20 protein-coding genes are annotated in these 24,408 nt (G+C 46.0%); 14 read left to right on the forward strand and 6 right to left on the reverse strand.

The annotated features are described in order from the left end of the window. Window positions 1-193: 193 nt before the first annotated feature. The 8 genes from KO537_RS02935 (at window position 194) to KO537_RS02970 (ending at window position 7,226) form a co-directional block, all read left to right on the forward strand. Window positions 194-1,165 (forward strand): hypothetical protein, encoded by a 972-nt coding sequence (locus KO537_RS02935; RefSeq protein WP_219233818.1) that lies wholly within the window; start codon window positions 194-196, stop codon window positions 1,163-1,165. 13 nt (window positions 1,166-1,178) lie between these two features. After that, window positions 1,179-2,078, forward strand: a complete 900-nt coding sequence (locus tag KO537_RS02940) for a DUF350 domain-containing protein (protein ID WP_219233819.1) — start codon at window positions 1,179-1,181, stop codon at window positions 2,076-2,078. 4 nt (window positions 2,079-2,082) lie between these two features. Further along, complete coding sequence (locus KO537_RS02945) at window positions 2,083-3,807, forward strand: polyamine aminopropyltransferase (RefSeq protein WP_219233820.1); 1,725 nt, start codon at window positions 2,083-2,085, stop codon at window positions 3,805-3,807. 78 nt (window positions 3,808-3,885) lie between these two features. Continuing rightward, entirely contained in the window at window positions 3,886-4,299 is a 414-nt protein-coding gene (locus KO537_RS02950; protein WP_105251554.1) for a DUF2170 family protein, read from the forward strand. Between the two features lie 11 nt (window positions 4,300-4,310). Further along, window positions 4,311-5,000, forward strand: coding sequence for a PspA/IM30 family protein (locus KO537_RS02955; RefSeq protein WP_028761835.1), 690 nt, complete (start codon window positions 4,311-4,313; stop codon window positions 4,998-5,000). A gap of 164 nt (window positions 5,001-5,164) precedes the next feature. Beyond that, window positions 5,165-5,818: a hypothetical protein gene (locus tag KO537_RS02960; RefSeq protein ID WP_028761836.1), complete on the forward strand. Its 654-nt coding sequence runs from the start codon at window positions 5,165-5,167 to the stop codon at window positions 5,816-5,818. Between the two features lie 101 nt (window positions 5,819-5,919). Next, window positions 5,920-6,249, forward strand: coding sequence for a hypothetical protein (locus KO537_RS02965; RefSeq protein ID WP_219233821.1), 330 nt, complete (start codon window positions 5,920-5,922; stop codon window positions 6,247-6,249). Between the two features lie 155 nt (window positions 6,250-6,404). Beyond that, window positions 6,405-7,226, forward strand: a complete 822-nt coding sequence (locus KO537_RS02970) for an ion transporter (RefSeq protein ID WP_198571859.1) — start codon at window positions 6,405-6,407, stop codon at window positions 7,224-7,226. 88 nt (window positions 7,227-7,314) lie between these two features. Here KO537_RS02970 and KO537_RS02975 read toward each other — a convergent pair whose 3' ends face one another. Next, the gene (locus KO537_RS02975) at window positions 7,315-8,811 is read right to left on the reverse strand and encodes a CYTH and CHAD domain-containing protein (RefSeq protein WP_219233822.1); all 1,497 of its coding nucleotides are present in this window, start codon (window positions 8,809-8,811) and stop codon (window positions 7,315-7,317) included. 231 nt (window positions 8,812-9,042) lie between these two features. On the opposite strand from KO537_RS02975, the gene KO537_RS02980 reads away from it, so the two are divergent. From KO537_RS02980 to putA, 4 genes are all read left to right on the forward strand, one after another. Continuing rightward, window positions 9,043-9,723 carry a TIGR00153 family protein gene (locus tag KO537_RS02980; protein ID WP_105251552.1) on the forward strand — a complete coding sequence of 227 codons (681 nt, stop codon included), beginning with the start codon at window positions 9,043-9,045 and terminating at the stop codon, window positions 9,721-9,723. Between the two features lie 26 nt (window positions 9,724-9,749). Further along, window positions 9,750-11,039: an inorganic phosphate transporter gene (locus KO537_RS02985; RefSeq protein WP_113939029.1), complete on the forward strand. Its 1,290-nt coding sequence runs from the start codon at window positions 9,750-9,752 to the stop codon at window positions 11,037-11,039. A gap of 224 nt (window positions 11,040-11,263) precedes the next feature. Next, window positions 11,264-11,815 (forward strand): TIGR04211 family SH3 domain-containing protein, encoded by a 552-nt coding sequence (locus tag KO537_RS02990; protein WP_113939030.1) that lies wholly within the window; start codon window positions 11,264-11,266, stop codon window positions 11,813-11,815. A 257-nt stretch (window positions 11,816-12,072) separates the two neighbouring features. Beyond that, window positions 12,073-15,267 carry a bifunctional proline dehydrogenase/L-glutamate gamma-semialdehyde dehydrogenase PutA gene (gene putA, locus KO537_RS02995; RefSeq protein ID WP_219233823.1) on the forward strand — a complete coding sequence of 1,065 codons (3,195 nt, stop codon included), beginning with the start codon at window positions 12,073-12,075 and terminating at the stop codon, window positions 15,265-15,267. A 533-nt stretch (window positions 15,268-15,800) separates the two neighbouring features. Here the strand turns inward: putA and KO537_RS03000 are convergent. Beyond that, the gene (locus KO537_RS03000; RefSeq protein ID WP_105251549.1) at window positions 15,801-16,658 is read right to left on the reverse strand and encodes an SIR2 family protein; all 858 of its coding nucleotides are present in this window, start codon (window positions 16,656-16,658) and stop codon (window positions 15,801-15,803) included. A 2-nt stretch (window positions 16,659-16,660) separates the two neighbouring features. Further along, window positions 16,661-17,695, reverse strand: a complete 1,035-nt coding sequence (locus KO537_RS03005) for a ParA family protein (protein WP_219233824.1) — start codon at window positions 17,693-17,695, stop codon at window positions 16,661-16,663. A gap of 870 nt (window positions 17,696-18,565) precedes the next feature. On the opposite strand from KO537_RS03005, the gene KO537_RS03010 reads away from it, so the two are divergent. Both KO537_RS03010 and KO537_RS03015 read left to right on the forward strand, forming a co-directional pair. Beyond that, on the forward strand, window positions 18,566-19,309 hold the full coding sequence (locus KO537_RS03010) for a DUF599 domain-containing protein (RefSeq protein WP_105251545.1): 744 nt from the start codon (window positions 18,566-18,568) through the stop codon (window positions 19,307-19,309). A gap of 92 nt (window positions 19,310-19,401) precedes the next feature. Further along, window positions 19,402-19,578, forward strand: coding sequence for a helix-turn-helix domain-containing protein (locus tag KO537_RS03015; protein WP_006082937.1), 177 nt, complete (start codon window positions 19,402-19,404; stop codon window positions 19,576-19,578). Between the two features lie 311 nt (window positions 19,579-19,889). Here KO537_RS03015 and cyaB read toward each other — a convergent pair whose 3' ends face one another. The 3 genes from cyaB to cydD all read right to left on the reverse strand — a co-directional run bounded on the left by cyaB (window position 19,890) and on the right by cydD (window position 24,266). Continuing rightward, window positions 19,890-20,477 (reverse strand): class IV adenylate cyclase, encoded by a 588-nt coding sequence (gene cyaB / locus KO537_RS03020; protein ID WP_219233825.1) that lies wholly within the window; start codon window positions 20,475-20,477, stop codon window positions 19,890-19,892. A gap of 91 nt (window positions 20,478-20,568) precedes the next feature. After that, entirely contained in the window at window positions 20,569-22,320 is a 1,752-nt protein-coding gene (gene cydC / locus KO537_RS03025) for a cysteine/glutathione ABC transporter ATP-binding protein/permease CydC (protein ID WP_219233826.1), read from the reverse strand. Then, a complete protein-coding gene (gene cydD, locus KO537_RS03030; protein WP_219233827.1) occupies window positions 22,317-24,266 on the reverse strand; it encodes a cysteine/glutathione ABC transporter permease/ATP-binding protein CydD in 1,950 nt (649 codons plus the stop codon). Before cydD ends, cydC begins: the two co-directional genes overlap by 4 nt. Window positions 24,267-24,408: the final 142 nt, after the last annotated feature.

The following is a 24,408-nucleotide window of genomic DNA, read 5'->3' on the forward strand; positions in this document are numbered from 1 at the left end:
GATATAGATTGACGCCACATCATGTTATGTTCGACGAGACTTGCAGCTACCTGATGTAACACACAAATAAAGGTTTACACTTTTATCTGTGGCATTTAAGGGTACTATAACCTGCGCGGCAGGCATATTGGGCAAGCGGATTATTATTGCCTGCAAGTATTTGAGTTTTATTTCATTACCTTTTGGAGAAAACATGGCAGGAATGCTAACCCGTGTTCTCACATCGATACTTTTTTTAGCCGTTTCGCTATCGCTGACGGGTTGTGGCGATGACAGACCGGATAAAATCGCGAAGTATCAACAACTCACACAGCAACGTCTCGCTACGCTCACGACGATGATCGATGACGGCCAGTTGCGTAACGCTAATCTCTTAAAACAATACACGACACTGCTAAAGCAACAGAAACCCGATTTAGCACCCTTACTCGATGAATTAGCAAAGGATTCTGGTACCCAAGGTCCCATGTATACCTCGCTAAAACGTCGTTTAGATGAATCGAAAGTGGCGAGTAACTTTGCTGATCTCGATCAACAGCTGGCCGAAGCAGAAAATCTTTATCAAGCCGCAGATCCCAGTCTGTTTAACGATATGTTGTCTGATCCCGTCAACGTGGTCGCCGATATGTCCGACGGCAAACTGGCTCGCGTAAATGCGATTAGCCGTGAGGCCGCAACATTAGCCAATGGCGGTGAAGATTTTGGTCCAGGCAGTCAATTAGTTGGTAATCCCTCTTACGGCAACTGGCAAACCGACTCGAGCGGCACTTCGTTTTGGGCTTGGTATGGCATGTATTCGATGTTTTCGAATGTCTTCAATCGCCCAGTTTCCTACGATCGTTGGTCGGGTAACCGTGGTTATAGCTATTATAATGACGTAGGTCGTTATCGCTATACCTCACCCAAACAAGCGGATGCGCAAAATAAGACTTTCGAACAAACGAAAAAACGTTTCGACTCTCAAGGCAAACGCTTTGACAGCCCTTATGCTAAACCGCGAACTGGTGGCACGGCGTTATCCCGTGAAAGTACCAGCACACCTAAGGCCAGCACGACAAGTGCGAGCAAGAGTTCGAACAGTAAGTTTCGATCTAACTATGCTAAAGACAGCAGTTTCCGCAATTCCAGTAATCGCACGACCCGCAGTGTGCGCCGGGGCAAGTAACTAAGGATTTCCAATGACACTATTTCAGGATTTCGGTATCACACCAGAGCTAGCCATCATTCTGGCTATCGATCTCACCATAGCCGTGATTTTGCTAACGCTAATGCGTTATTTGCAAGGTTGGAGTGTAAAGGTCAATAGCAGTAAGGAGCTGGCAGAGCGGGATAACTTTGCCTTTGGCATAAGTACCGCTGGCGCAGTTGCCGCCCTAGGCATAGTGCTTACAGGCGCTATCACAGGCGCTGCGGCACACTCTTATCTTACCGAAGCGATTGGCATGAGCTGCTATGGTTTATTCGGTTTAGTACTGATTAAACTCGGCCGTTTTCTCCACGATAAAATAGCGCTAAATGAGTTTGATAAGAACGAGCAAATCATCAAAGGTAATGTGTCCGTCGCTATCGTCGATGCTAGCGTTGCTATTGCTACCGCCATTATCATTCGCTCCGTCTTGCTGTGGGCAGAAGATTTAACGGTCGATACCTTCATTGCCATCTTCAGCGCCTTTGCGATTTCGCAGTTGATGTTAGTGCTACTCACGCGCTGGCGTGAAAACCGTTTCGCAAGCCGCAATCAAGACTCGTCGATGCAGCAAGCCTTAGCCCAAGGTCATACAGCGTTAGCGCTACGCCATGCGGGTTACATGATTGCTATGGCACTGAGCTTTAATGCCGCCAGTCACTTTATTATTTATAATCCAACGGCTTATGTGACTAACGTGATCGGTTGGTTAGTGTTCTCAGTCATTATGCTGATCGCGCTCTCCTTACTGCTGTTCGTCGTGAAGAAACTGGTATTAGCCAGTATCGATTTAGCCGATGAAGTGGAAAGACAACACAATATCGGTATCGCCGCAGTAGAAATGGCGATCAGTATCGCTATCGCACTTATTCTTACGGCACTGATGGCTTAATCGAATGCAAGAAATTAGCTTAACTCCCTCGGCGGCTAAACCTAGCCGCCTAGGTTGGTTCGACGATGTTCTCTTATTGGGCATTATGGCCGTATTAGCAGGTTGCGGCCTGATCTACGAATATCTTTTATCCCACTATGCGGGCCGAATTTTAGGCGCATTAGAAGCCGCCATTTACACCATGATAGGCTTAATGATTGTCTCCATGGGACTAGGTGCCTTCGCCGCGCGTAAGATCCGTGATGCCTTTACCGGTTTTGTGATCTTAGAACTCACAGTTGCACTCTGTGGCTCACTCGCCATTTTAATCACAGCAGCGGTGATTGGTTTTGGTCAACAACTGCCATTGATCATTGCTAATACCTTAGGTTTACCGCCAGATCAACTGCCCGAAGGTGGCATGATAGGCTCGCTGCAAAAACTCAGCGAATACTTACCCTATGTGTGGGGTGTGTTATTGGGCCTGATGATTGGTATGGAAATCCCGCTGATTGCTAGGGTTCGCCAATCCCTTTCCGACGAGCATTTACTGCATAACGCGGGCACAATTTACGGAGCTGATTACATAGGCGCAGGCATAGGTGCCGCAATTTGGGTTGGCTTTATGCTCGCCATCGATATCCAACTCGCCGCCGCCTTAACCGCCAGTTTCAATCTATTGGCAGGTTTTGTGTTTATCTGGCGATTCTGGCCTAAAATCCGCCGCCCTAAACTGCTTTTGAGTGGGCATTTTATCGTGACTGGCGTCTTACTCGTATTAGCAATCCACGGCCCACGCTGGGAGCAAGAATTCAATAATTTGCTCTATAAAGACAAAGTGGTTTACGCCAAGGCGACACGTTTCCAACAGCTGACCTTCACCGAGCGGTTGCGCGGTAACGGTCTGCCGCCCGTTTATGCTTTATACATCAATGGTCGCTTACAATTTTCTAGCATAGACGAGCACATCTACCATACGTTTCTCGTTCATCCTACGCTCGCGGCCAGTGCCCGTCACAACAAAGTGCTGATCATTGGCGGCGGTGATGGACTCGGTCTCAAACAAGTACTGCGCTGGGAACCAGAACAAGTCACGCTGCTCGATCTCGATGTGGGCCTAGTGCAATTATTTAAATCGCCCGATACAGATATGCCCGATAGTCTCAGTCGCGCTATGTTGGCGCTCAATGGCAACGCACTGAATGATCCCCGTGTCACAGTGATCAACGACGATGCATTTAATGGTGTCGATAAACTGATTGCCACAGGCGTGAAATACGATGCGATTATCGTAGACTTGCCCGATCCGAGCCATCCCGATCTTAATAAGCTCTATTCGGACTATTTCTACCGTAAATTAAAGGAACTTATGAGCAGTGATGGCGCTCTGACTGTACAGTCGACATCGCCTTACCATGCCCCTAAGGCCTTTATTTCGGTAGCAAAAACCTTGGCATTGGCGGGATTTGACGTCAAGCAGTACCATCATAATGTACCCAGTTTTGGCGAATGGGGCTGGAGTATTGCAACATTAGGCGGACTCGATGCACAACACAGATTAGCGAAGTTAACTGAGTTGCCCATCAAAGATGACTGGCTCACTTTAGGTTTAGTGGATGGCGCCTTTGAGTTTCCAGCCAATTTTTATCAAGATGCCGCCAACATAAAACCCAATGAATTGGGTTCATTGCAGCTGTATCACTACCATTTGCAAGATTGGTCCGAGAATCAAGGACTGGATCTTTTTTAATAGGATGAGATAGTACTTGACATATTATGTCTCAGTGCTATCTTTGAACACAGACATAATATGTCAATAAGGACAAATATGAATATCCATACCATTGCCAATCACCTCAACAGTCTTGGCAACAACAGCCAAACTGGCTTTCAATTTGATTGTTATCCAATCGATGGTGAAGTCGAAGTGTTGCAAGTGAATGTGGTCGGCCGTGAAGAAATCCCGGTATTTGTATCGGTAACGGACAACCAAGTACTTTGCATCAGCTACCTGTGGGGCGAGAACGAAGTAAATCAAGAACGTCGCAGTGAAATGTTTGAAACCATGCTAGAGCTCAACATTCCAATGCCCTTGTCAGCTTTTGCAAAAATTGATGACAAATACGTGGTTTACGGTGCGCTATCACTACAATCTAGCATGCTCGAAATCGAGCAAGAATTAGCAGTTTTATCTGATAACTGTTTAGAAGTTATTGATGAATTGGTCGACTATCTGAAATAAGGAGCCACAAAATGGGCATTCTGAATAAAATTTTAACAGCGTTTCGCGGTGGTGCCACCGAAGTTGGCCAAAGCATCGTTGACGCAAACTCAACCCGTATTTTCGAACAGGAAATCCGTGATGCAGAAAAGCATTTAACCAATGCTAAACGTGAACTGACCGATGTCATGGCAAAAGAAATGCAAGCCAGCCGTGAAATCGACCGTCTGAAACGTTCGATTGCAGAACACGAAGGTTATGCGACTCAAGCATTGGACAAAGGTAATGAAGCCTTGGCGATTGAAATTGCTGAAAAGATTGCTCAGTTAGACCAAGAGTTGTCTGAGCAACAAAGCGCCAACGACAGCTTTAGCGCCCATGCTGCACGCTTGAAAGACTTAGTGAAGAAAACCGAACGCCAACTGTCTGATTATCAACGTCAGTTGAGCATGGTTAAAACCACTGAAAGCGTACAAAAAGCGACGGCAACCATTACTGACTCGTTCGCGTCTAGCAACTCTAAGCTGCTGAACGCTAAAGATTCACTAGAACGTATCAAAGCACGTCAGCAACAATTTGACGACCGTTTAAAAGCGGCTGAAACCTTAGCCGATGAAAACAGTGATAAGTCGTTGCAAGCCAAACTAGCCGAAGCGGGTATTGGTGAGCAAAAGTCAAACGCAAATGCAGTGCTAGATCGAATCAAAGCACGTAAAAGCTAAGCAATGATTGACCGAATGCCGAGTCTCAGTGGGATCATCACCCCCTACTGACCTCGGCATTTTTTTGTTTCATCCTCATTAAATAAAAATGACCACTATTGCCCGTGAATATCCGCAGCCAATCAATATGAGGCCGCACGCGAGCATAGTCAGCAGGAGTCACTATGGGATTTTTCAATAGTATTTTTGGTAAGAAAGCCCCGCCACAGCGCGAGCTCAATCACCCGTCCCAGCTCAATGTCGGCGACATGATCTCAATTGATGATAGTTTTGCCCTGCCACCACAACTCCGTGGTCAACAATTAAGAGTCGAAGCCGTACATACTTACGAGTCTGAACGTAAACAACACTCCGAGTGGTTACTCAAGGGACATGGTAGCGATACTCTCTTTTTGAGCATTGAAGAAGACGACGAAACCTATCTCGCCTTTTCGATTAAGGTTTCCCGCGCCCAAGTGGAGCAATTATTCGATCTAGAGCAATTCAGCGCCCTGTTCGAGGAACCGGGTCATGCCGAGTTAACTACGCAAGTATTACCGGCCGACTTAGCTGAACAACTTGAACAATGGCTTGGAAAACAATACCACCAAGTGACTTTTGCCGCTTTTGGCTATTTCCATCGTCAGGATTATCGTGGCCAAAAGCCGCCACAGGATGCCAATGGCGCCACAGGTGAGCCCTTTGAGTACTATTTATTACTTGATGACAATGAAAGCTGCGCCGTCGAAGTGGAAGTCTACGAAGGGGGTGATACCGATGTCGTCTTGACCCTATATCGCCCGCTAACGGATATTCGGGAATACTGGCCGGCGAAATAACACGAAAATAAGATAAAGTGCGTGCTCGCACTTTATCAATAATCCCAATACAATCTCACAGATAAGCGCTAGAAACGGTTGATAGCAATAGGTAATACGCCATGAGTAAAACCAAACACCCTCTGCCCGAGCAATGGTTAAAGAACCAACAAGCCGCTAAGGCGACACAGGTTGCCTTCGATCTCGATGAAAAATTTCAATACTCTATTCGTAAAGCCGCGTTAGATGCAGGCGTTAGCCCTTCTGATCAAATTCGCACTATTTTAGGTCTTAGCGTATCGAAACGGCCAACGCGTCCGCGTCTTACCGTGTCACTCAATGCAGATGACTATGTGCAACTGGCAGAGAAATATGGTGTAAGTGCCGATTCACAGCTAGAAATTAAACGCCGCGTACTCGACGATTTAGTCCACTTTGTTGATGAAACCTAAAGCAACGCTGAACTCAAGCGCCAACCCTTTTTGCCATTGGCTGGCGCGATTAATCGATATATAGCCCTTTAATTAACTCAGTCAATTTACTCACAGCCTAAAGTCTTTTACTTTAGTAGTGATATTCGCCGCACTTAACAGGGATCATGTTTGGCATGACAGATAAAACCCCATGGTCGCTTCGCACCCTTGGCACTCCTTCTCCATTCGAAATGGCGATGATGCTATTGTCCTTGCTGTCGGTGATCATAGTACTTGTCATGACCTTCGGCCGCCTAGATAGCGAAACCTACCGCTTGCTCTTCTTTGTCGATACCAGTATTTGTATGATTTTTATGATCAACTTCTTTGTTGGGTTGATCCGTGCTCGCGATAAACGCTTTTTCATTAAACACCATTGGATTGATTTTATTGCCAGTATTCCGGCGATTGAAGCCCTACGTATGGCACGGCTTTTTCAAATCCTACGGGTAATACGCCTGATCCGCATGAGTCGCTCACTGCTGCTCCCACTGGTAAAACAACGTAAACAAGCCACCTTAGCCAGTTTACTGGTTGCTATGGTGACGATTCTGACATTAGCCTCCGTCATTATGCTCATCGTCGAAAGCGGCACCGAAGGCGCCAATATCCAGACCGCTGAGCAAGCGATTTGGTGGGCATTAGTCACTATCTCTACCGTCGGCTACGGCGATTATTATCCTGTAAGCACAGCAGGCCACATCATAGGTGGCGTGGTCATTGTCAGCGGTGTGAGTTTTTTTGGTGTGATTTCAGGTTATATGGCATCGGTATTTGTCGCGCCAGATGAATCTGAACGCCAAGAACGCCAAGATGCGCATAAAGCCGAAATCAAATCAGAGCTTGAATTAGCCTTAGCGAGAATGGAAGAGAACCAACAAAAAATAGAACAAAATCAAGCGCAAATGCTGGCTCAAATTGCGGAACTTAAGCAGGCTATCGAAACAAAAAAATAGCTGACGTTGTTGCGAAAACGGACTAATGAAAAGGCTCAATCTATATTAGATTGAGCTCTTTGCCGTTTATCAGCGATAACAAGTAATACTACCAGTAGACCTGCTGTTGCATCGCGTTACGGCGTGTCGATTCCATAGCAAACAACAAACTCTGCTGCTTGTCTTCCAGCCACTCAGCTAAATTGATATCTAACTCCCGACTCGCATCCTGTAAGGCGCGATAACAAGCCAAAGTTTTAATCCCAAGCGCGAGATCTTGCCAAGGTGCACGAAATGCGTCCCGTGATTTCGCCTCATATAAACTGCCGTAGGCATGACCCACAAGAATGCTCGCATCCAACACAGTGGCCACTTGTAGATAATTCGCCGCTGTCATGACGCTATTGAGTGGCATGACCTCAATTATCGCCATCCAAGAAGCTTGCTGAGCACGATCGGCATGCTGGCGTAAGCTAGGCTGATGGGTGATGTCCACTTCACCAGCACTGATCTTTAGCAACAGTTCAACAATAGCCAGCTGTAATTGACCATATTCGGTCTGTTGCCATAGGGAGAGTAAGCGTTCCGTCAGATTAATCTCTGTCAGTTGCGCCAGAAGTCGCGCCTTAACTTGGGCATGTTGGCCAAGTTTAGCAAATAAGCCTCTTTGGCTACCAAGCAAAGCGGTCAACGCCTGTGCCTGCTCAATAAAATCGAGCTGCTTTTCAATCAGCATAAATTGGCTAGACAGTGTCACATTCAATAATTCGAACTGATTTAAGGTCATGCGCAGCAAACGAATACAGGCGCGCATCCGCCACCATAGTGCCACACAGGCTTCAGGGTCGCTTTCCTCTGCGATCATGCTCTCTAATAATTGCCAGCGCTCAAGGGCGGTTTCAAGCAGGATTTGGCAGTTTGCACTTAAATCCAGTAAAGAAGAATCGTGTGACTCGGCCAGTGGCAGAAATTCCAATGCTTTTAAATCGAGCGGCTTAGCCTTACCCGCCAATCGATAGCCCCGCTGCGCTTTACTGGCCTTACCTAAACGCACGGGCACAACGCTCGCCACTTGCATCGCCAGCTTAAGTAGCGCCTCAGTATCGCCACTGAGGAGTTCAAACTCGAGCTCACACAGGGCTTCTTGCTCGCCATTTGCGGTGATTTCACCTATGTCTAATGCAACTTCGGCTACGCTGTTATCAATCTGAACATGCCAAGCGCGACGATAAAAATCGGTGTGAAATATACAAGTCAACTGAGCTTGCGTCGCCGCTAAATCGGCATCAACGGGCCAAATGCTGGTAGGAAATAGACTTAAGTCTGGGCTATCGGATTGGATAGTCACATTGTATTCGGGCCGCGAATGAATGCCGCCCACGACTTGTCCTGCGGTTTTTATGGTCTGCTCTCGGTGCGCATCGTAACCGCGCACCCGCAATCCCATCTCCCACTGACGTAATTGCAAGTCAGGGGTGTCGAAGTAACCATTCGCCAAACGACGTTGACCTTGAGGTACGGCATTATCGAGACTATCTAACTTATTTATCAGGGATTCTTGATATATCGGCAGGAAAAACAGTTTTAATTCAATCTCAGCATTCATTGCATAACCGCTCATTTTGTCATCAAATATTCATCGATGCGTCATCTTTAGTTCATAATGTCACAAATGTGTCATAAAAATCCCGTAGGATTTGGTTTTGCAGTTGGTATATAACCCGTTAGAATAAACCTGTCGTTTTTTCTGAAAAAACACAGTTTCAATACGCGGACGCATAGGTTAACATGCGCCCGCTTTTTCCAATAATGGAACAATCTAAATAGGTAAACGGCAATGCCAGTAAACTCTATTTTGGGCGTGTTTGCAAAATCGCCAATTAAGCCTCTTCAAGAGCACATGGACAAAGTACACGATTGCGCATCGTTACTCGTCCCCTTTTTCGAAGCCACTATCACAGGCAACTGGGACAGTGCAGTTCAATTACGTAAGCAAATTAGTTTAGCCGAGAAGCAAGCAGATTCACTAAAACGTGAAATCCGCCTGACTCTGCCAAGCGGTTTATTTATGCCAGTAGAACGTACAGATTTATTGGAACTTTTAACTCAACAAGACAAGATAGCCAACAAAGCCAAAGATATTTCCGGTCGTGTTATCGGCCGTCAGCTGTTAATCCCTCAGGTCATGCAAGTCCCATTTATTGCTTATCTACAACGCTGTATCGATGCGGTAGCACTAGCAAAACAAGTCATTAATGAACTCGAAGATCTGTTAGAAACAGGTTTCCGTGGCCGTGAAGTCGACTTAGTGGCAAAAATGATCAACGAACTCGATATCATCGAAGAAGATACTGACGATCTACAAATTCAGTTACGCCGTCAGTTATTCGCTATGGAATCTGAATTGAATCCTGTCGATGTGATGTTCCTCTACAAAACGATTGAATGGGTCGGTGGTCTTGCAGATCTTGCCGAACGCGTCGGTTCGCGTCTTGAGCTTATGCTGGCTCGCGTTTAACAAATTAAGGTTATCAAGGTATCAATATGGTTGATGCAGGTATTGAGGTGGCTAACGTCTTAGTCACCAATGGCCCGTGGCTTATTGCCATTGCGGCTGCATTTGGTTTTCTCATGGCATGGGGTATTGGGGCGAATGACGTCGCCAATGCGATGGGAACCTCTGTAGGTTCAAACGCAATTACAATTAAACAAGCGATTATTATCGCAATGATCTTTGAGTTTTCCGGTGCATTTTTAGCTGGGGGCGAAGTTACCAATACAATTCGTAGCGGTATTATTGATTCTAGCTATTTCACTGCAACTCCTGAATTGCTGGTTTACGGCATGATAGGATCATTGTTGGCAGCAGGTATTTGGCTTGTCGTCGCATCGGCCCTTGGCTGGCCGGTATCAACGACTCACTCCATCGTCGGTGCCATTATTGGTTTCGCCGCCGTGGGTGTTGGCGCAGATTCAGTCTCATGGGATAAAGTGGGCGGGATTGTAGGCTCTTGGATCGTAACCCCCGCTATTTCGGGCTTTATGGCATTCATCCTCTTCCAAAGCACTCAAAAACTCATTTTCAACACTGACGATCCATTGAGTAATGCTAAGCGTTTCGTACCTTTCTATATGGCATTTGCTGGTTTCATCATGTCATTAATGACTATTATGAAAGGCTTATCCCATGTTGGTCTGCATTTCTCAGTTACCGAGTCTTACCTACTCGCAGGTGCTATTGCTGCTGTAGTTGGTATCTTAGGTAAAATCGCCATTTCACGCTTACAAATGAGCGATAAAGCAGATCGTCAAACCCAGTTCAAAAACGTTGAAAAAGTGTTTGCGATCCTGATGGTTCTGACAGCTTGTTGTATGGCTTTTGCCCATGGTTCAAACGATGTAGCAAATGCGATTGGTCCATTAGCGGCGGTTGTTTCAGTCGTCAATAGCGGTGGTGAGATTGCAGCGAAATCACCTCTAGTCTGGTGGATTTTACCTTTGGGTGCCGTAGGTATTGTGATGGGTCTGGCGATTTTTGGTCAGCGCGTTATGCAAACTATCGGAAAAAACATCACTCACTTGACGCCAAGTCGTGGTTTTGCGGCAGAATTAGCCGCGGCAACAACTGTAGTTATTGCTTCTAGCACTGGTTTACCTATTTCTACCACACAAACCTTAGTGGGTGCGGTATTAGGTGTAGGTATGGCCCGTGGTATCGCAGCGATTAACATTGGTGTGGTACGTAATATCGTCGTATCTTGGGTTGTGACCTTACCAGCAGGTGCTGGCCTATCAATCATCTTCTTCTATATGATTAAAGGTATTTTTAATTAAGAAGTCTCGCTAAATGTGTTGCTGACATTAAGCAGTATTAGCGCCTAGGACTAGAAGGTCGTAGGAAAGATTGAATTAAATTGGAATGGTCATAGCATGGATGCCGTAAAGTTGAGGGAAGTCTATGACTTCCCTCTTGCATTACAGGCCTCAAATCCCTAGCATGTGCAGACTATTTCGTTGATGAGAATACAAAAGTGTTTAGACTCCTGACTCTGGTAGGAATGATCTTGCTGTCTTCCAACCTGCTGGCCGAAGGCCAATCCCGCTACATCTCGGATAACGTGTTTCTTTATCTTTTAGGTGGCCCTGGTACTGAGTTTCGAATTGTTGGATCAATTGAAGCGGGTCAACCTGTGACACTGCTCAACGAAACTCAAGGTGATTATTCCAAAATAATCGACCATAAAGGCCGTGAAGGTTGGGTACAAACCAACTTGATCAGTTCGACTCAAAGTTTCCGTGAGCAAGTCCCTGCGTTAACAACTGAACTCGCACAGGCCAAAGCTAAGTTAGCAGAAGTATCAAGTTCAACGGATAATCATGCCGACGAACTGCTCGAATTAAAGGCTAAACTAAGCGAGTTAGAAACCAACCTAGCTAAAACGACTCAAGAACGTGATCAACTGAAAAATGCGGTAGATCGCACCGCTCAAGACGAACGTTTTGAACTTTGGCGCCAAGGTGGATTAATCGCAGGCATGGGCTTAATCCTAGGCATTATTTTAGTGTATTTACCTAGACCACAACGTCGCAATAAAAAACGTTGGATGTGAGTCTGACACACAAAAAGTCTTAATTTACCTTCCAAAAGCCAGTGTTTTCAAACACTGGCTTTTTTGTCAATCAAGCGTTACATCGACTTATTAACAAGCTAATCAAACAAGCTTCACAATCTTTCACGCTATAGTGTTGTCCGTCACATTTTGGTTGTATAATCTGCGCGCGCAAACCTTCATATTGTATACAAAATATCAAATGCGTTTGGCGCCTCCCAATTTGTTTCAACAATAGCGCCCCAATAACGGCCAAGATGGAAGCGATAACTATGTTCAAAGCGAGTGAAGTGCTGGCAGGCCGCTACGATTCTGCCAATCTCGACGAACTGTTCAAAGCAGTCAGCGACAACTACATTGTCGATGAAGAACAATACTTGTCAGAGCTGATCAAACTAGTTCCCTCAAGTGATGAAGCCATAGAGCGCGTCACTCGTCGTGCCCACGAACTGGTCAATAAGGTTCGTCAATTCGATAAAAAAGGTTTGATGGTCGGCATAGATGCCTTCCTGCAACAGTACAGCTTAGAAACACAGGAAGGCATTATCCTGATGTGTTTAGCCGAAGCTTTACTACGAATTCCCGATGCGGCCACTGCCGATGCGCTGATTGAAGATAAGCTTTCAGGTGCTAAGTGGGATGAGCACATGAGCAAGAGTGACTCAGTGCTGGTTAACGCATCGACCTGGGGCTTAATGCTCACAGGTAAAATCGTTAAACTTGATAAAAAACTCGATGGTACCCCAAGCAACTTGCTGAGCCGCTTAGTGAGTCGCCTCGGTGAACCCGTGATCCGTCAAGCCATGATGGCAGCGATGAAGATCATGGGTAAGCAGTTCGTACTGGGCCGCAACATGAAAGAAGCCCTGAAAAACAGCGAAGACAAACGTAAGTTAGGTTATACCCATTCCTACGACATGCTGGGCGAAGCGGCGTTAACGCGCAAAGATGCCGAGAAATACTATACCGATTACGCCAATGCGATCACTGAGCTCGGTGCTCAAAGCTATAACGAAAATGAATCACCGCGCCCAACAATCTCCATCAAGCTGTCGGCATTGCACCCACGTTACGAAGTGGCCAATGAAGACCGCGTCTTGACTGAACTGTACGACACAGTGATTCGCCTGATTAAGCTGGCACGTGGCTTAAATATCGGTATCTCTATCGATGCTGAAGAAGTCGATCGCCTCGAGTTATCACTAAAACTGTTCCAAAAACTGTTTAATTCTGAAGCAACTAAAGGCTGGGGATTACTCGGTATAGTCGTACAAGCCTACTCTAAGCGTGCCCTGCCCGTACTGGTTTGGTTAACACGTCTAGCGAAAGAACAAGGGGATGAAATCCCAGTGCGTCTGGTAAAAGGTGCCTATTGGGATAGCGAACTTAAGTGGGCGCAACAAGCTGGCGAAGCCGCTTATCCACTCTACACTCGCAAAGCCGGTACTGACGTTTCTTACCTCGCCTGCGCCCGTTACTTGTTATCGGATGCGACTCGCGGTGCTATCTACCCACAATTTGCTAGCCACAATGCGCAAACCGTGGCGGCAATTTCCGATATGGCGGGCGATCGTAACCATGAGTTCCAACGCTTACACGGCATGGGACAAGAGCTGTACGACACGATTCTGGCTGAAGCCGGTGCTAAAGCGGTACGTATTTATGCGCCTATCGGTGCGCATAAAGATCTACTGCCCTACTTAGTTCGTCGCCTGCTGGAAAATGGCGCAAATACTTCGTTCGTCCACAAACTGGTCGATCCTAAAACCCCCATAGAGTCATTAGTGGTACATCCGCTAACAACACTGACGGGTTACAAAACCCTGGCTAACAACAGAATCGTTTTACCTGCCGATATTTTCGGTAGCGAGCGCAAAAATTCCAAGGGACTCAATATGAACATCATTTCCGAATCTGAGCCATTTTTCGCGGCACTAGAACAGTTTAAAAATACCCAATGGCAAGCGGGTCCTCTGGTTAACGGTAAAACCTTAACTGGCGAACATAAAACGATTGTTAGCCCATACGACACCACCCAAACCGTAGGTCAAGTCGCCTTCGCCGACAAAGCTGCAATCGAAGCAGCCGTCGCATCTGCCGAAGCGGCATTTACCTCTTGGGCACGTACGCCAGTAGAAACCCGTGCCTCTGCACTACAAAAGTTAGCCGATTTGTTAGAAGAAAACCGCGAAGAATTGATCGCCCTGTGCACCCGTGAAGCGGGCAAGAGCATTCAAGACGGTATCGACGAAGTACGTGAAGCCGTTGATTTCTGTCGTTACTACGCAGTACAAGCCAAGAAGATGATGGCAAAACCTGAACTGCTTCCAGGCCCAACGGGTGAACTGAACGAACTGTTCCTCCAAGGCCGCGGTGTATTTGTGTGTATCAGCCCATGGAACTTTCCATTGGCCATCTTCCTCGGCCAAGTCTCTGCGGCATTAGCGGCGGGGAACACAGTTATCGCAAAACCTGCGGAGCAAACCTCAATTATTGGTTACCGTGCGGTGCAACTCGCTCATCAAGCGGGTATTCCTGTCGAAGTGCTGCAATTCCTACCAGGCACTGGTGCGACTGTGGGTAGCGCAATTACGGCCGATGAACGTATCGGTGGCGTGTGCTTTACCGGTTCAACTGGCACAGCAAAACTGATTAACCGCACACTCGCCAACCGCGAAGGCGCGATTATTCCATTAATCGCCGAAACGGGCGGCCAAAATGCCATGGTGGTGGACTCAACCTCTCAACCTGAGCAAGTGGTGAACGATGTGGTTTCATCGTCATTCACCAGCGCGGGCCAACGCTGCTCCGCACTGCGCGTGCTCTTCCTCCAAGAAGACATCGCCGATCGCGTGATCGAAGTCCTGCAAGGCGCCATGGATGAATTAGTGATTGGCAACCCAAGTTCAATCAAAACCGACGTAGGCCCAGTGATTGACGCCACAGCCAAAGCCAACTTAGATGCGCACATAGACCATATCAAGCAAGTCGGTAAGCTTATCAAGCAAATGCCGCTGCCTGCAGGCACTGAGAACGGTCACTTCGTGTCGCCAACTGCAGTGGAAATCGACTCAATCAAAGTGCTCGAAAAAGAACACTTTGGCCCAATCCTGCACGTGATCCGCTACAAGGCAGCCGAACTGAGCCAAGTGATCAACGAGATCAACAGCACAGGCTTTGGCTTAACCTTAGGTATCCACAGCCGTAACGAAGGCCATGCCCTTGAAGTTGCCGACAAAGTGAATGTGGGTAACGTCTACATTAACCGTAACCAAATCGGCGCTGTAGTGGGTGTACAGCCTTTCGGTGGTCAAGGCCTGTCAGGCACCGGTCCTAAAGCCGGTGGCCCACACTACTTAACCCGTTTTGTGACTGAAAAGACTCGCACCAACAACATCACCGCCATAGGTGGTAACGCCACGTTACTGTCACTGGGTGATAGCGAAGAATAATATCTCTCACCTGTGAGAGTTGAAAAAAAGCCAGACTAAGTCTGGCTTTTTTATTTGGTAATGAATGCTTATACCTAAATTCAATTCGAGAAATGAACACAGGAATCAGTGGCTTCCCCATCATTTTTTAGAGATAGCTTTTAGAGACCTGAGCATTGTGGGAGTCTTCGCATTTGCCATTTGAGTTTGTTAATTAAAATCAAAGTCGTGGGGCTTCACCCCACACCCGACCAAGGAGGACTGCTCGTCCTATCCTCCTTGGATGCTCCAAGACGCCCCTAGCGAAGTTACATGCATTGAATACTGGCTTCGTGCTTATTCGAAAATCGCTAACGCTTCCGATGGTACATCCTGTACCCGAAAGCTAACTCGGCATCCATGCCTCGCTCACGCGATTGTCTTCAACGCCCTTCAGCAACTTTGCAGGGGAAGATGAACTCCTGTGGTCACGGTGTTGGCAGTTAATTCCAAAAGAGTTCTGCATGTCTCATCTTTTATTTTATGTATTTCCCATCTTTTTGTGCTTGTTAGCACTAAGCAGGATTGCTTTCGCGGCGCAGGATAACTTGTTCTTGAAGTTCTTTTAGCATGTCATCTGCCTTTTTGTAATTGCCGGCTGGAAACTCGATAAAGTCTATATTATAAGCTTCCTTATATGCATTTTTTATGGATGTATTCATTCCTTCAGACACGAGGGCATAATGGGGGTGAGAGCCTTTATATGTTATGTTGGAATTCTCCAATAACAGCTGAATATCGGGGTCAGAAAGACTATAACCAACAAAGAATAAGGTATTAGTTAAGAATAATGCATCAAGTACTTTGTAAAAATTTGGGTGATTTTGACGCTCTCTAAAATACTGCGATCTAGTCAGTACTATTTTTGATGGGTCGCTTATACATCCGTGTGCTTTAACAACCTGTCTGACAGATGAACGTAAATCTGATACCAAGTGGCTCTCATAATATTTACATATATTATAAAGACCATTCTCTTGCCCACTACGACAATAGTTATCGTAGATATCATCATAATTTGTAGTAACGACAATTTTTGGGTCTATAGCCAAAACGCTTTCATGTATGGACGACTGTTTATAGCGTGGCTTAGCCATTACTTCTCTCATATATGCTGAAAAATCTGCTGAATTTGTACTACCAAATAGTACTTCAGCTGCATCGAGAAATTTTTCTTTAGCGATTAGATCATCAACGATTGTCAAAGAATCTTTATCTCTAGCAATGTCTTTTAAACCATCTAATAAATTTGACCATGTCGGTGGTGACGTAGGGTTATCTCCCGTTGTAATACACCCAGCTGAAGCTCCCGCTCCTAAAAATATAATACAACGCCTTGCGGCTAACTCTTCAATTAACGCTCGAGGCCACATACTTACCGCCCCATTTCTATGTTATTCACTAAGTTTGAGCATATTCCACCAAGAATCTCTTCGTATTGCTCTTTTTGCTTTCCTTGCGTACCTACTATCCCATCTCCACTTTTTAACTCGAAAAGAGGAGATGATACAGATTGTGCTAAAGGAATGAGACTATACAAATGAGGAACATCACCAAGCTGAAGGTTTTCTTTATCCATGCCTGTAGATAAATAATTAGATAGTGAATTTTCTATCTCAACAGGAACATTGCTTATTATTTGTTCATAAGCTCGTGTCGGCCTCCTAATACCACCTTTAGACTTAGTTATATACTGTTGAATTGTATATCCAATATATCCTTTTTTTATTGGTAAAGAGCGATCTATATTAAAAGCTGCTAATCTTCCTGCCGAGTTCCGCTCACAAAGTTCAAGGCCATTTTCATATCTATCAACCCAAGACTGCAACCATGTTGAGATATTTCTAATACCCAAAATGCTGAAAATATCTGTCCCCATTGGGGTCATGAATTTATCGCAACCAATAAGTACACTTCTATTTATTGAACCTAAACTAGGTCCCAAGTCATACAGCACATAATCATAGCTATTAAATATTTTCCTTTTAAGGTAAGTGTTCCAGTTTGTCTTTCTTATACCTCCAATATCGCCACCCATCAGGTCATGCCATGCAGCGCCCAACCTATCTTCAATTATTGAAAAAGATGGATGCCCTGGAATCAAATCAACACCAAATCGATTGTCTGAGCTTTTAATCGGAACAATTGAATGTGCAATGGTTGAATCGCCATCTTCTATTGGACGAAGGATATCACTGATGGTTGTCGTAGACCCGTTATTCGTATCAGAAAAATACAATTCTGCTGCGTAGTTCTCCCCCATAATTAGCTGAGTAGCGTTACATTGTGGATCACAATCGATAACTAATACCCTCTTATTCCCTTTCTTAGCAAGGTAAGAAGCGATATTACAGGTCAGAGTAGTTTTGCCTACCCCACCTTTATTATTAAACATTGCTAAGGCAATCATTTATTTTCCTTATTCATAATTTATGCTAGATCTTTTATGGGTGCTAACGTCTTAGTATTTATGCGCTGCGTGTTTGCAGGGCATAAATCGCTTGTTAGACTTGAGTGCTGCGACATCCATATAAATTGCTATCAATGATGCTAAAGGAATTTACTTTTTGGTGATAGCGTTTTTTATCGCGTTTGATGGCGAATCACCCATTATTAAATTTTCTAAAAGTGATGTTAGGCATCAGTCTGTTTGCTGTGCAGACTGCGCGAAAGCGACAGGAGTTCACCATCCCCTCGGAGTTACCGTAAGGCAAAAAGACAGGACATATATGGTCACCTCGGGGTTAGCAAGGCCAATGTCCTACTTTATTCAAACCAAAAATTTAATGTGTCACCCATTTTTAAATGTTCAGTTATTAATAACTCACTTTCAGGTTTATGAATGGTTAGAGTAATGAAGTTTTGTCATAAAGTGACCATTCGCAGCATGGTAACGCTAGTCTTTTGAATTAGCAGATTACGCTGATTTAAAAAGGCAAACCATGGTAATGGGCGAGACGACCGTCCGCCCCATGGACGGGGCGGTCGAGCATCCAAGGACGGACTCGCTGCGTGTTGGTGAGCGAATGCAATGGCGAGCCGCTGCCGGTGAATATCAGCAAACGCTAAGCACCCAACCATCCTTGCCGCTTGGCTGTAATCCCACAACACTCACCCTGCGAAAGGTTTCAACACCAATGTGAGCGGCTTCAAATTGTGAATAGGATAGATTTCAAAGTGATACTAGGGGATTGCGCCTAAGAGATAAAAACCTTCATAATCAGCCTTCAATCAATCGATTGTTTTTTCACTTTCTCAAGGTCACTTTCTCAAGGTAACTATGGAATTTTCGTTGTTAGATATTTCTGCATTGGTGTGGTTTATCGTTTCTTGGGCTGGCTATACCGCCTTTGCCCGTCGTAAGGCGAGAGATACCGACTGTATTGCCCGTGGTCTGCATAAGCATAGAATTTACTGGATGCTTGAGGTGATGACTCGCGGTGTACGTGTAGGTGATGCGGCACTACTGGCCAACTTAGAACGCAATATTGCCTTTTTTGCCTCGACCACGCTGTTTGTGCTCGCGGGTGTACTGACCTTATTTGCGCAAGTTGAACGACTAGAAAGTGTGATTGCCACCATTCCCTTCGCTACGCCACCGAATCATGCGCTGGTGCAAGTCAAGTTAGCTCTACTAGTCGGCATTTTTGTAATGGCCTTCTTCCAGTTTACTTGGTCAATGCGTCAATACGGCTTTGTGAACGTGATGATAGGCGCGGGTCCTCTCGACACCGATGGCTCAAATGACAATCTCAAAGCCTATGCAAGACAAATGGCAACAGTGCAAGATCAAGCGGCACACTCCTATAACTATGGTTTACGCGCCTATTACTTTTCAATGGCGGTATTGTGCTGGTTTGTACACCCGATACTCTTTATCTCGGCCAGCTTATTTGTGGTCGCAACCTTATATCGCCGCGAATTCAAGTCCCGTGCCGTTCTGGCGATCACGGCAGCAAAAGGCCATCTCCAAATAGAGAGCCAAGTGCGGGAAACCGCCCGCAACCACAAAATAGAATCATAGCCTTGGCGGTTTAGGCTGCTGCGTCATCTTGATTGGAATTATTGTTCTATACTCTTTGGGTTATGTTTCTATTGAATTACTGGGAGAGTGCCATGAGCGATAACTTATTAACCTTAGATGAAGTGTGCAAAATGTTAGATAAAACACCAGCGACCATTAAACGCTTCGCTCGGGAGAATTTACTCTCAAGTGTTCAAGATGGTGACGAATTAAAATTCCCTGAAGCGGAAGTTAAACGCTACCTCGCCTTTTCACAACGCTTAGGCTAAAACGCATCAAGTAACTAACGGCAAATAAAACTGAATAATCAGTATGTAAGCCGTTTGAATTTGTAAAGGTGGCTTGAATTGAAATGTGATACTCGAATTTAAGTACGCTGCTTAAGTTTAAGTCGTCGATAGCGAGTTAAAACAAACAGTGAATGCGGTATGGACAGTGAAGCTCAAAGGGATTTGAACTGAGCCATAGCGGTTTGTTGCGATGGATTGATTAGCCGAATTTAGCGATGTAAACCATAAAACTTAAGCGATGAAACTTTAAGCTATTAAGCCTCAAGCTGTTAATCCAAAAGATTGAACCATTACTTATTATTGAAAGCCTGCTGCAACTGCCGATAGGATAACCACTCTCGCTGCACTTCACTTAGGCCTAAGTCAGCGGCGAGTTGTTGCAATTGAACTTCATACTTAGGCAATAGGGTTTCATCATTGGTCATAATCGCGAGTTCAGCAAAATCCCCTAAACCTTCGATATGATCGATTGTTAGATGAAATTCACCCAGAAAATAGATACTGCGGCGCTTTTTAATTTCCAGTACGCACTCATAACCTAAGGTATGCAGCATACTTTTTGCTTTTGTTGCTTCAGTGATATTCACGGCTTCACAGCGGTCTTTTTCTGGCCCTTTCACTATCCACAGCATTATCCCCGATGGCTGCATCTCACGGATACACAAGCTCTTGTGCTCATTTTTAAGTGATTGTGATGGCAGATCAAAGTAACAGTCATGCTCAAGGTTATCTTCGAGCATGACCTCGGGATTTCTCATTTGTAAGGCAGCGAAAAAAGCGTGGCGATCCAATAAGCGATATTTAAGCTCGACCTCAAACTTACCATTAAAATGGGCATTAATTTGTGGGGCTAATGCTTCTGGCATCGCAGGGTTCATAGATTCATATCCGCTTTTAATGGGTAAAATATATCGCTATTTATAATATTGAGCGCCAACGTCTTAATTCTAAAAGATTAAATCCAAAACCTTAAGCGAGTCTTTGGTACAAGGCCTGATACTCTGCACTGTCTTCAATTAAGCTCTGGTGAGTACCAGACGCAATAATCTTCCCCTGACCGAGTAGATGAATTTGATCCATCTTCGCCATAGCAGTTAAACGATGGCTAATCATAAGTAAGGTTTTATCCTGAGCAAATTCAAACAGTAAACTTAAAATTTCCCGCTCGGTGCGTTTATCTAGCCCTTCGGTTGGCTCATCAAGCAATAGCAGCGGCGCATCACGCAGCAGCGCCCTAGCAACACCAATACGGCGCTGCTCGCCGCCCGAAAGCTGACGTCCACCTTCACCTATCCACATATCCAGCGGCTTATCACCCGTGAGTAAAGCCCCAAGCCCAACCCGCTGTAACACATCAATCAAGCGTGCGTCGTGGGCCGTGCGTTTCTCGCCTTCGATAACAGGTAGCGCTAATACTAAGTTTTCCCGCAATGTACCCGCAAACAAATAGATGCGTTGGCTAATCACAGTAATCGCATCCCTAAGACCGCGCTCGCTGTACTCTGAAAGTGCATGACCATCGAGTTTGATGTGCCCTTGCTGCGCTTGCCATTCGCGGGTAATCAGCGTCAATAAGCTCGACTTACCGCAACCCGTTGGCCCAAGTAACGCGACTTTTTGCCCGGCTTTTATCTCAAGGGACAAACCTTGCAGCACGTTTTGATCGTCTCGATAACCAAAGTGGATACCTTCAATCTGTAATGCGCCAGACTTTGCCCTCAAGCCAGTATCGACAGCAAATTGAATATCGGCCTTTTGTTCGGTGATTTCATTAATTCGCGTTGCGGCCAATACGCAACCTGACAAATGCTGAAACGCGCCCGCGATCGGCATCATCATCTCGACGCAGGCCATAGTCGCAAACACCATAAGTGCAAACATGGGCCCCGGCGGCACGGCATCACCCACACCTTGAGCGGCTAAATACAGCATCATGATCAAGGCTGAGCCCGTGGAGAGGATCAACATGGCTTGGCTGAGTGCAGTAATATTGGCCATCGCGCTTTGGCTGCGAAACAGCTCTGTCTGCGCATCATTCAGTTTTTGCCTGAATCTGTCGTTCGCGCCAAATAGACTGAGTTCGGCTTGGCCTTGCAACATATCCAGCAACTGCACCCGATAATGACGCTTGGTTTCGAGCATAGTTCGGCTTGGCGCGTGTCCAAGGCGATAAAATAGCAGTGGCATCACCAGCCAAACAGCGACTAAGAATAAGCAAAGACTGAGAGCAAGTTTGGCATCGAACCAAGCAAGAAACAGATACAAGAGCCCCGTCATCAGAAGGGATGCCGCCATAGGCGTGAGCAGTCGCAGGTAAAGATGATCGAGGGTATCGATATCGGCCACTAAGCGATTGAGCATGTCGCCACGGCGTAGCCCCTGCAGATTTTTAGCACTTAGCGGCAAGAGTTTACGCCACGCCCAAACACGAAGCTCAGTCAACAACTTAAAGGTTGCCTCATGGGTCGCTAAACGCTCGCCATAACGACTAGCGGTTCGGGCAATTGATAAGAAACGTACCCCGCCAGCAGGAGTGAAAAAGTTAAAGGACTGCGCCGTGACTATCGTCAAACCTGCAACAGCAGTAGCGGAAAGAAACCAGCCCGAAAGTGACAGTAAACCTATGCCCGCCATCAAAGTAATAATGGTCAGCAGCAAGCCCACGGACATCATCAACCATTGACGCGAGAACAATCGAATAAAGGGGATCAGCACTTTCATTGGGCATCTCCTTTAGTGGACTCGGCGGCAATGTCGAGTGGAGCGTCACTATCAGGCTGCGTCTCACTGGCGCTTGCCGATAACGGTACAAGTTCAATATCAGCCACGGACTCAACATTTTCACGCAGTAAAGTTTGGAATAAGCCGTTTGTGTTAGACAAAGTGGTAAAGTCGCCCCGCTGTACTATCAAGCCTTTATCGAGCACAAGAATAGTATCCATTTGATCTAACTGATCTAATCTGTGGGTCACCATAATGCACATCTTACCCGCCATGGCGCGATTCAGCGCAGAACTCACCGCCTGCTCACTCTGGCTATCTAAACTAGCTGTGGGTTCATCGAGGACAAACAAACTCGCCTGCTGCCCAAGCGCCCTTGCTAAAGCAATACGTTGAGCTTGGCCGACGGATAAACCGGAAGATTGCTCACCGACCGGCGCATCTAAACCCAGTGGTTGCGCCTTAACGAAGTCACTGATATTGGCCTCAGCCAGTAAGTGCCACAGCATATCGTCGGGCAGAGTAGGGTCGGCTAAGGCAACGTTATCCCGCACAGTGCCGTGAAATAACTGCGGTTCCTGTCCAAGCCAAGCTAAGTGCTGTCGCCAATGGGCTAAGTCTAATGCGGATAACTCATGGCCATTAATCAACAAATGGCCCTTGTAGGGTAAAAATCCCAATAAGGCGTTGAGTAAACTGGTTTTACCCGCTCCGCTCGGACCAACTAAAGCTAAGCGTTCACCCTCTTTTAACTCAAAACTCAGTGGGCCAAGTAAACGCGTACCATCAACACTGAACACCTCAAGATTGTCGGCACTCAGCGTCTCTATGCTATTGATACGGACGTGGCCGAAAAACTCAGGTTCCGGATGTTCGAGCAAGGTAATCAAGGCTTCTGCCGCGCCTATAGCCTGCGCCTTAGCATGGTAATGAGTCCCCATGTCGCGCAGCGGTTGATAAAACTCAGGAGCTAAAATCAGAATAAATAGCCCAGTAAATAGGCTGAAAGGAATACCACCCATGTCAGGAGCTGTACTTGAGCTGATATTGGCATGGGCGCCATAGTAGCCAAAATCTAAGTGACCTAAGTAACTAAAACCAAAGTAAACCGCCAAAACAGCAATCGATACCGCGGCAAAAAACTCTAAGACTGCTGAGCTTAAAAAGGCCATGCGTAGCACAGACATAGTGCGGCTACGAAACTCTTCTGAAGCACTCGCGATCACCTTAAGCTCGGCATCACCACGGTGAAAAAGTTTCAACGTGCTTAAGCCTTTTAATCTATCCATAAAATGGCCGCTCAATCTTGCAAGCGCACTGAAGTTTTTGCGATTAGCATCGGCAGCGCCCATGCCAACTAAGATCATAAACATAGGGATTAATGGCGCTGTGAGTAACAGGATTAAGCCTGCCGCCCAGTTAATCGGGAATACCGCCACTAAAATGAGTACGGGAATAAAACCTGCAAGGCTGATTTGTGGGAGATATCTGGCATAAAAATCTTGTAAATCTTCGACTTGCTCTAAAACTATGCTGGCCCAACTCCCTGCGGGTTTACCTTTAATAAATGCTGGACCTAGCTTAGTCAACTTGTCCATCACTGCCGCGCGAATATGGCCACGTAGACGCTTACCCGCCTCAAAACTGGCGCGCTCACGCCCATAAGCCAGCAAGGCACGCAGTAACATCAAGGCAATTAACGCAATAAAATGAGGAATATAGGTATCAATACTCACACTGGAACTGATCGTTTGGGCATTGTCAGTAAGCGGTATAACTTGCCCTATGATCACGCCATCCAGAATCGTCGCGATAATATAAGCCTGCGCCACCATAGCGACGGCGCTTATCATCCCAAGCCATAACGACAATTTAAGGAACAGGCCACAGGCTTTTTTCTGGGCTTTAAGCCAAACAAGAAGGGATTTTTCTAACGACTTATCCATGGTGCTCCAACAAGAAAACAATTAAGCGACTCGTAGCGGGGATCGACTATCGATAACAATTCAGTTTAAGGGGCTTGCAACAGCCAAAAAGTTCCGATAGGGGCGCAGTATCGCAGGCATCTACAACAGATGAAACCCTATC

Source organism: Shewanella sp. NKUCC01_JLK, assembly GCF_019345615.1.
In the GTDB taxonomy this organism is placed as follows: domain Bacteria; phylum Pseudomonadota; class Gammaproteobacteria; order Enterobacterales; family Shewanellaceae; genus Shewanella; species Shewanella oncorhynchi.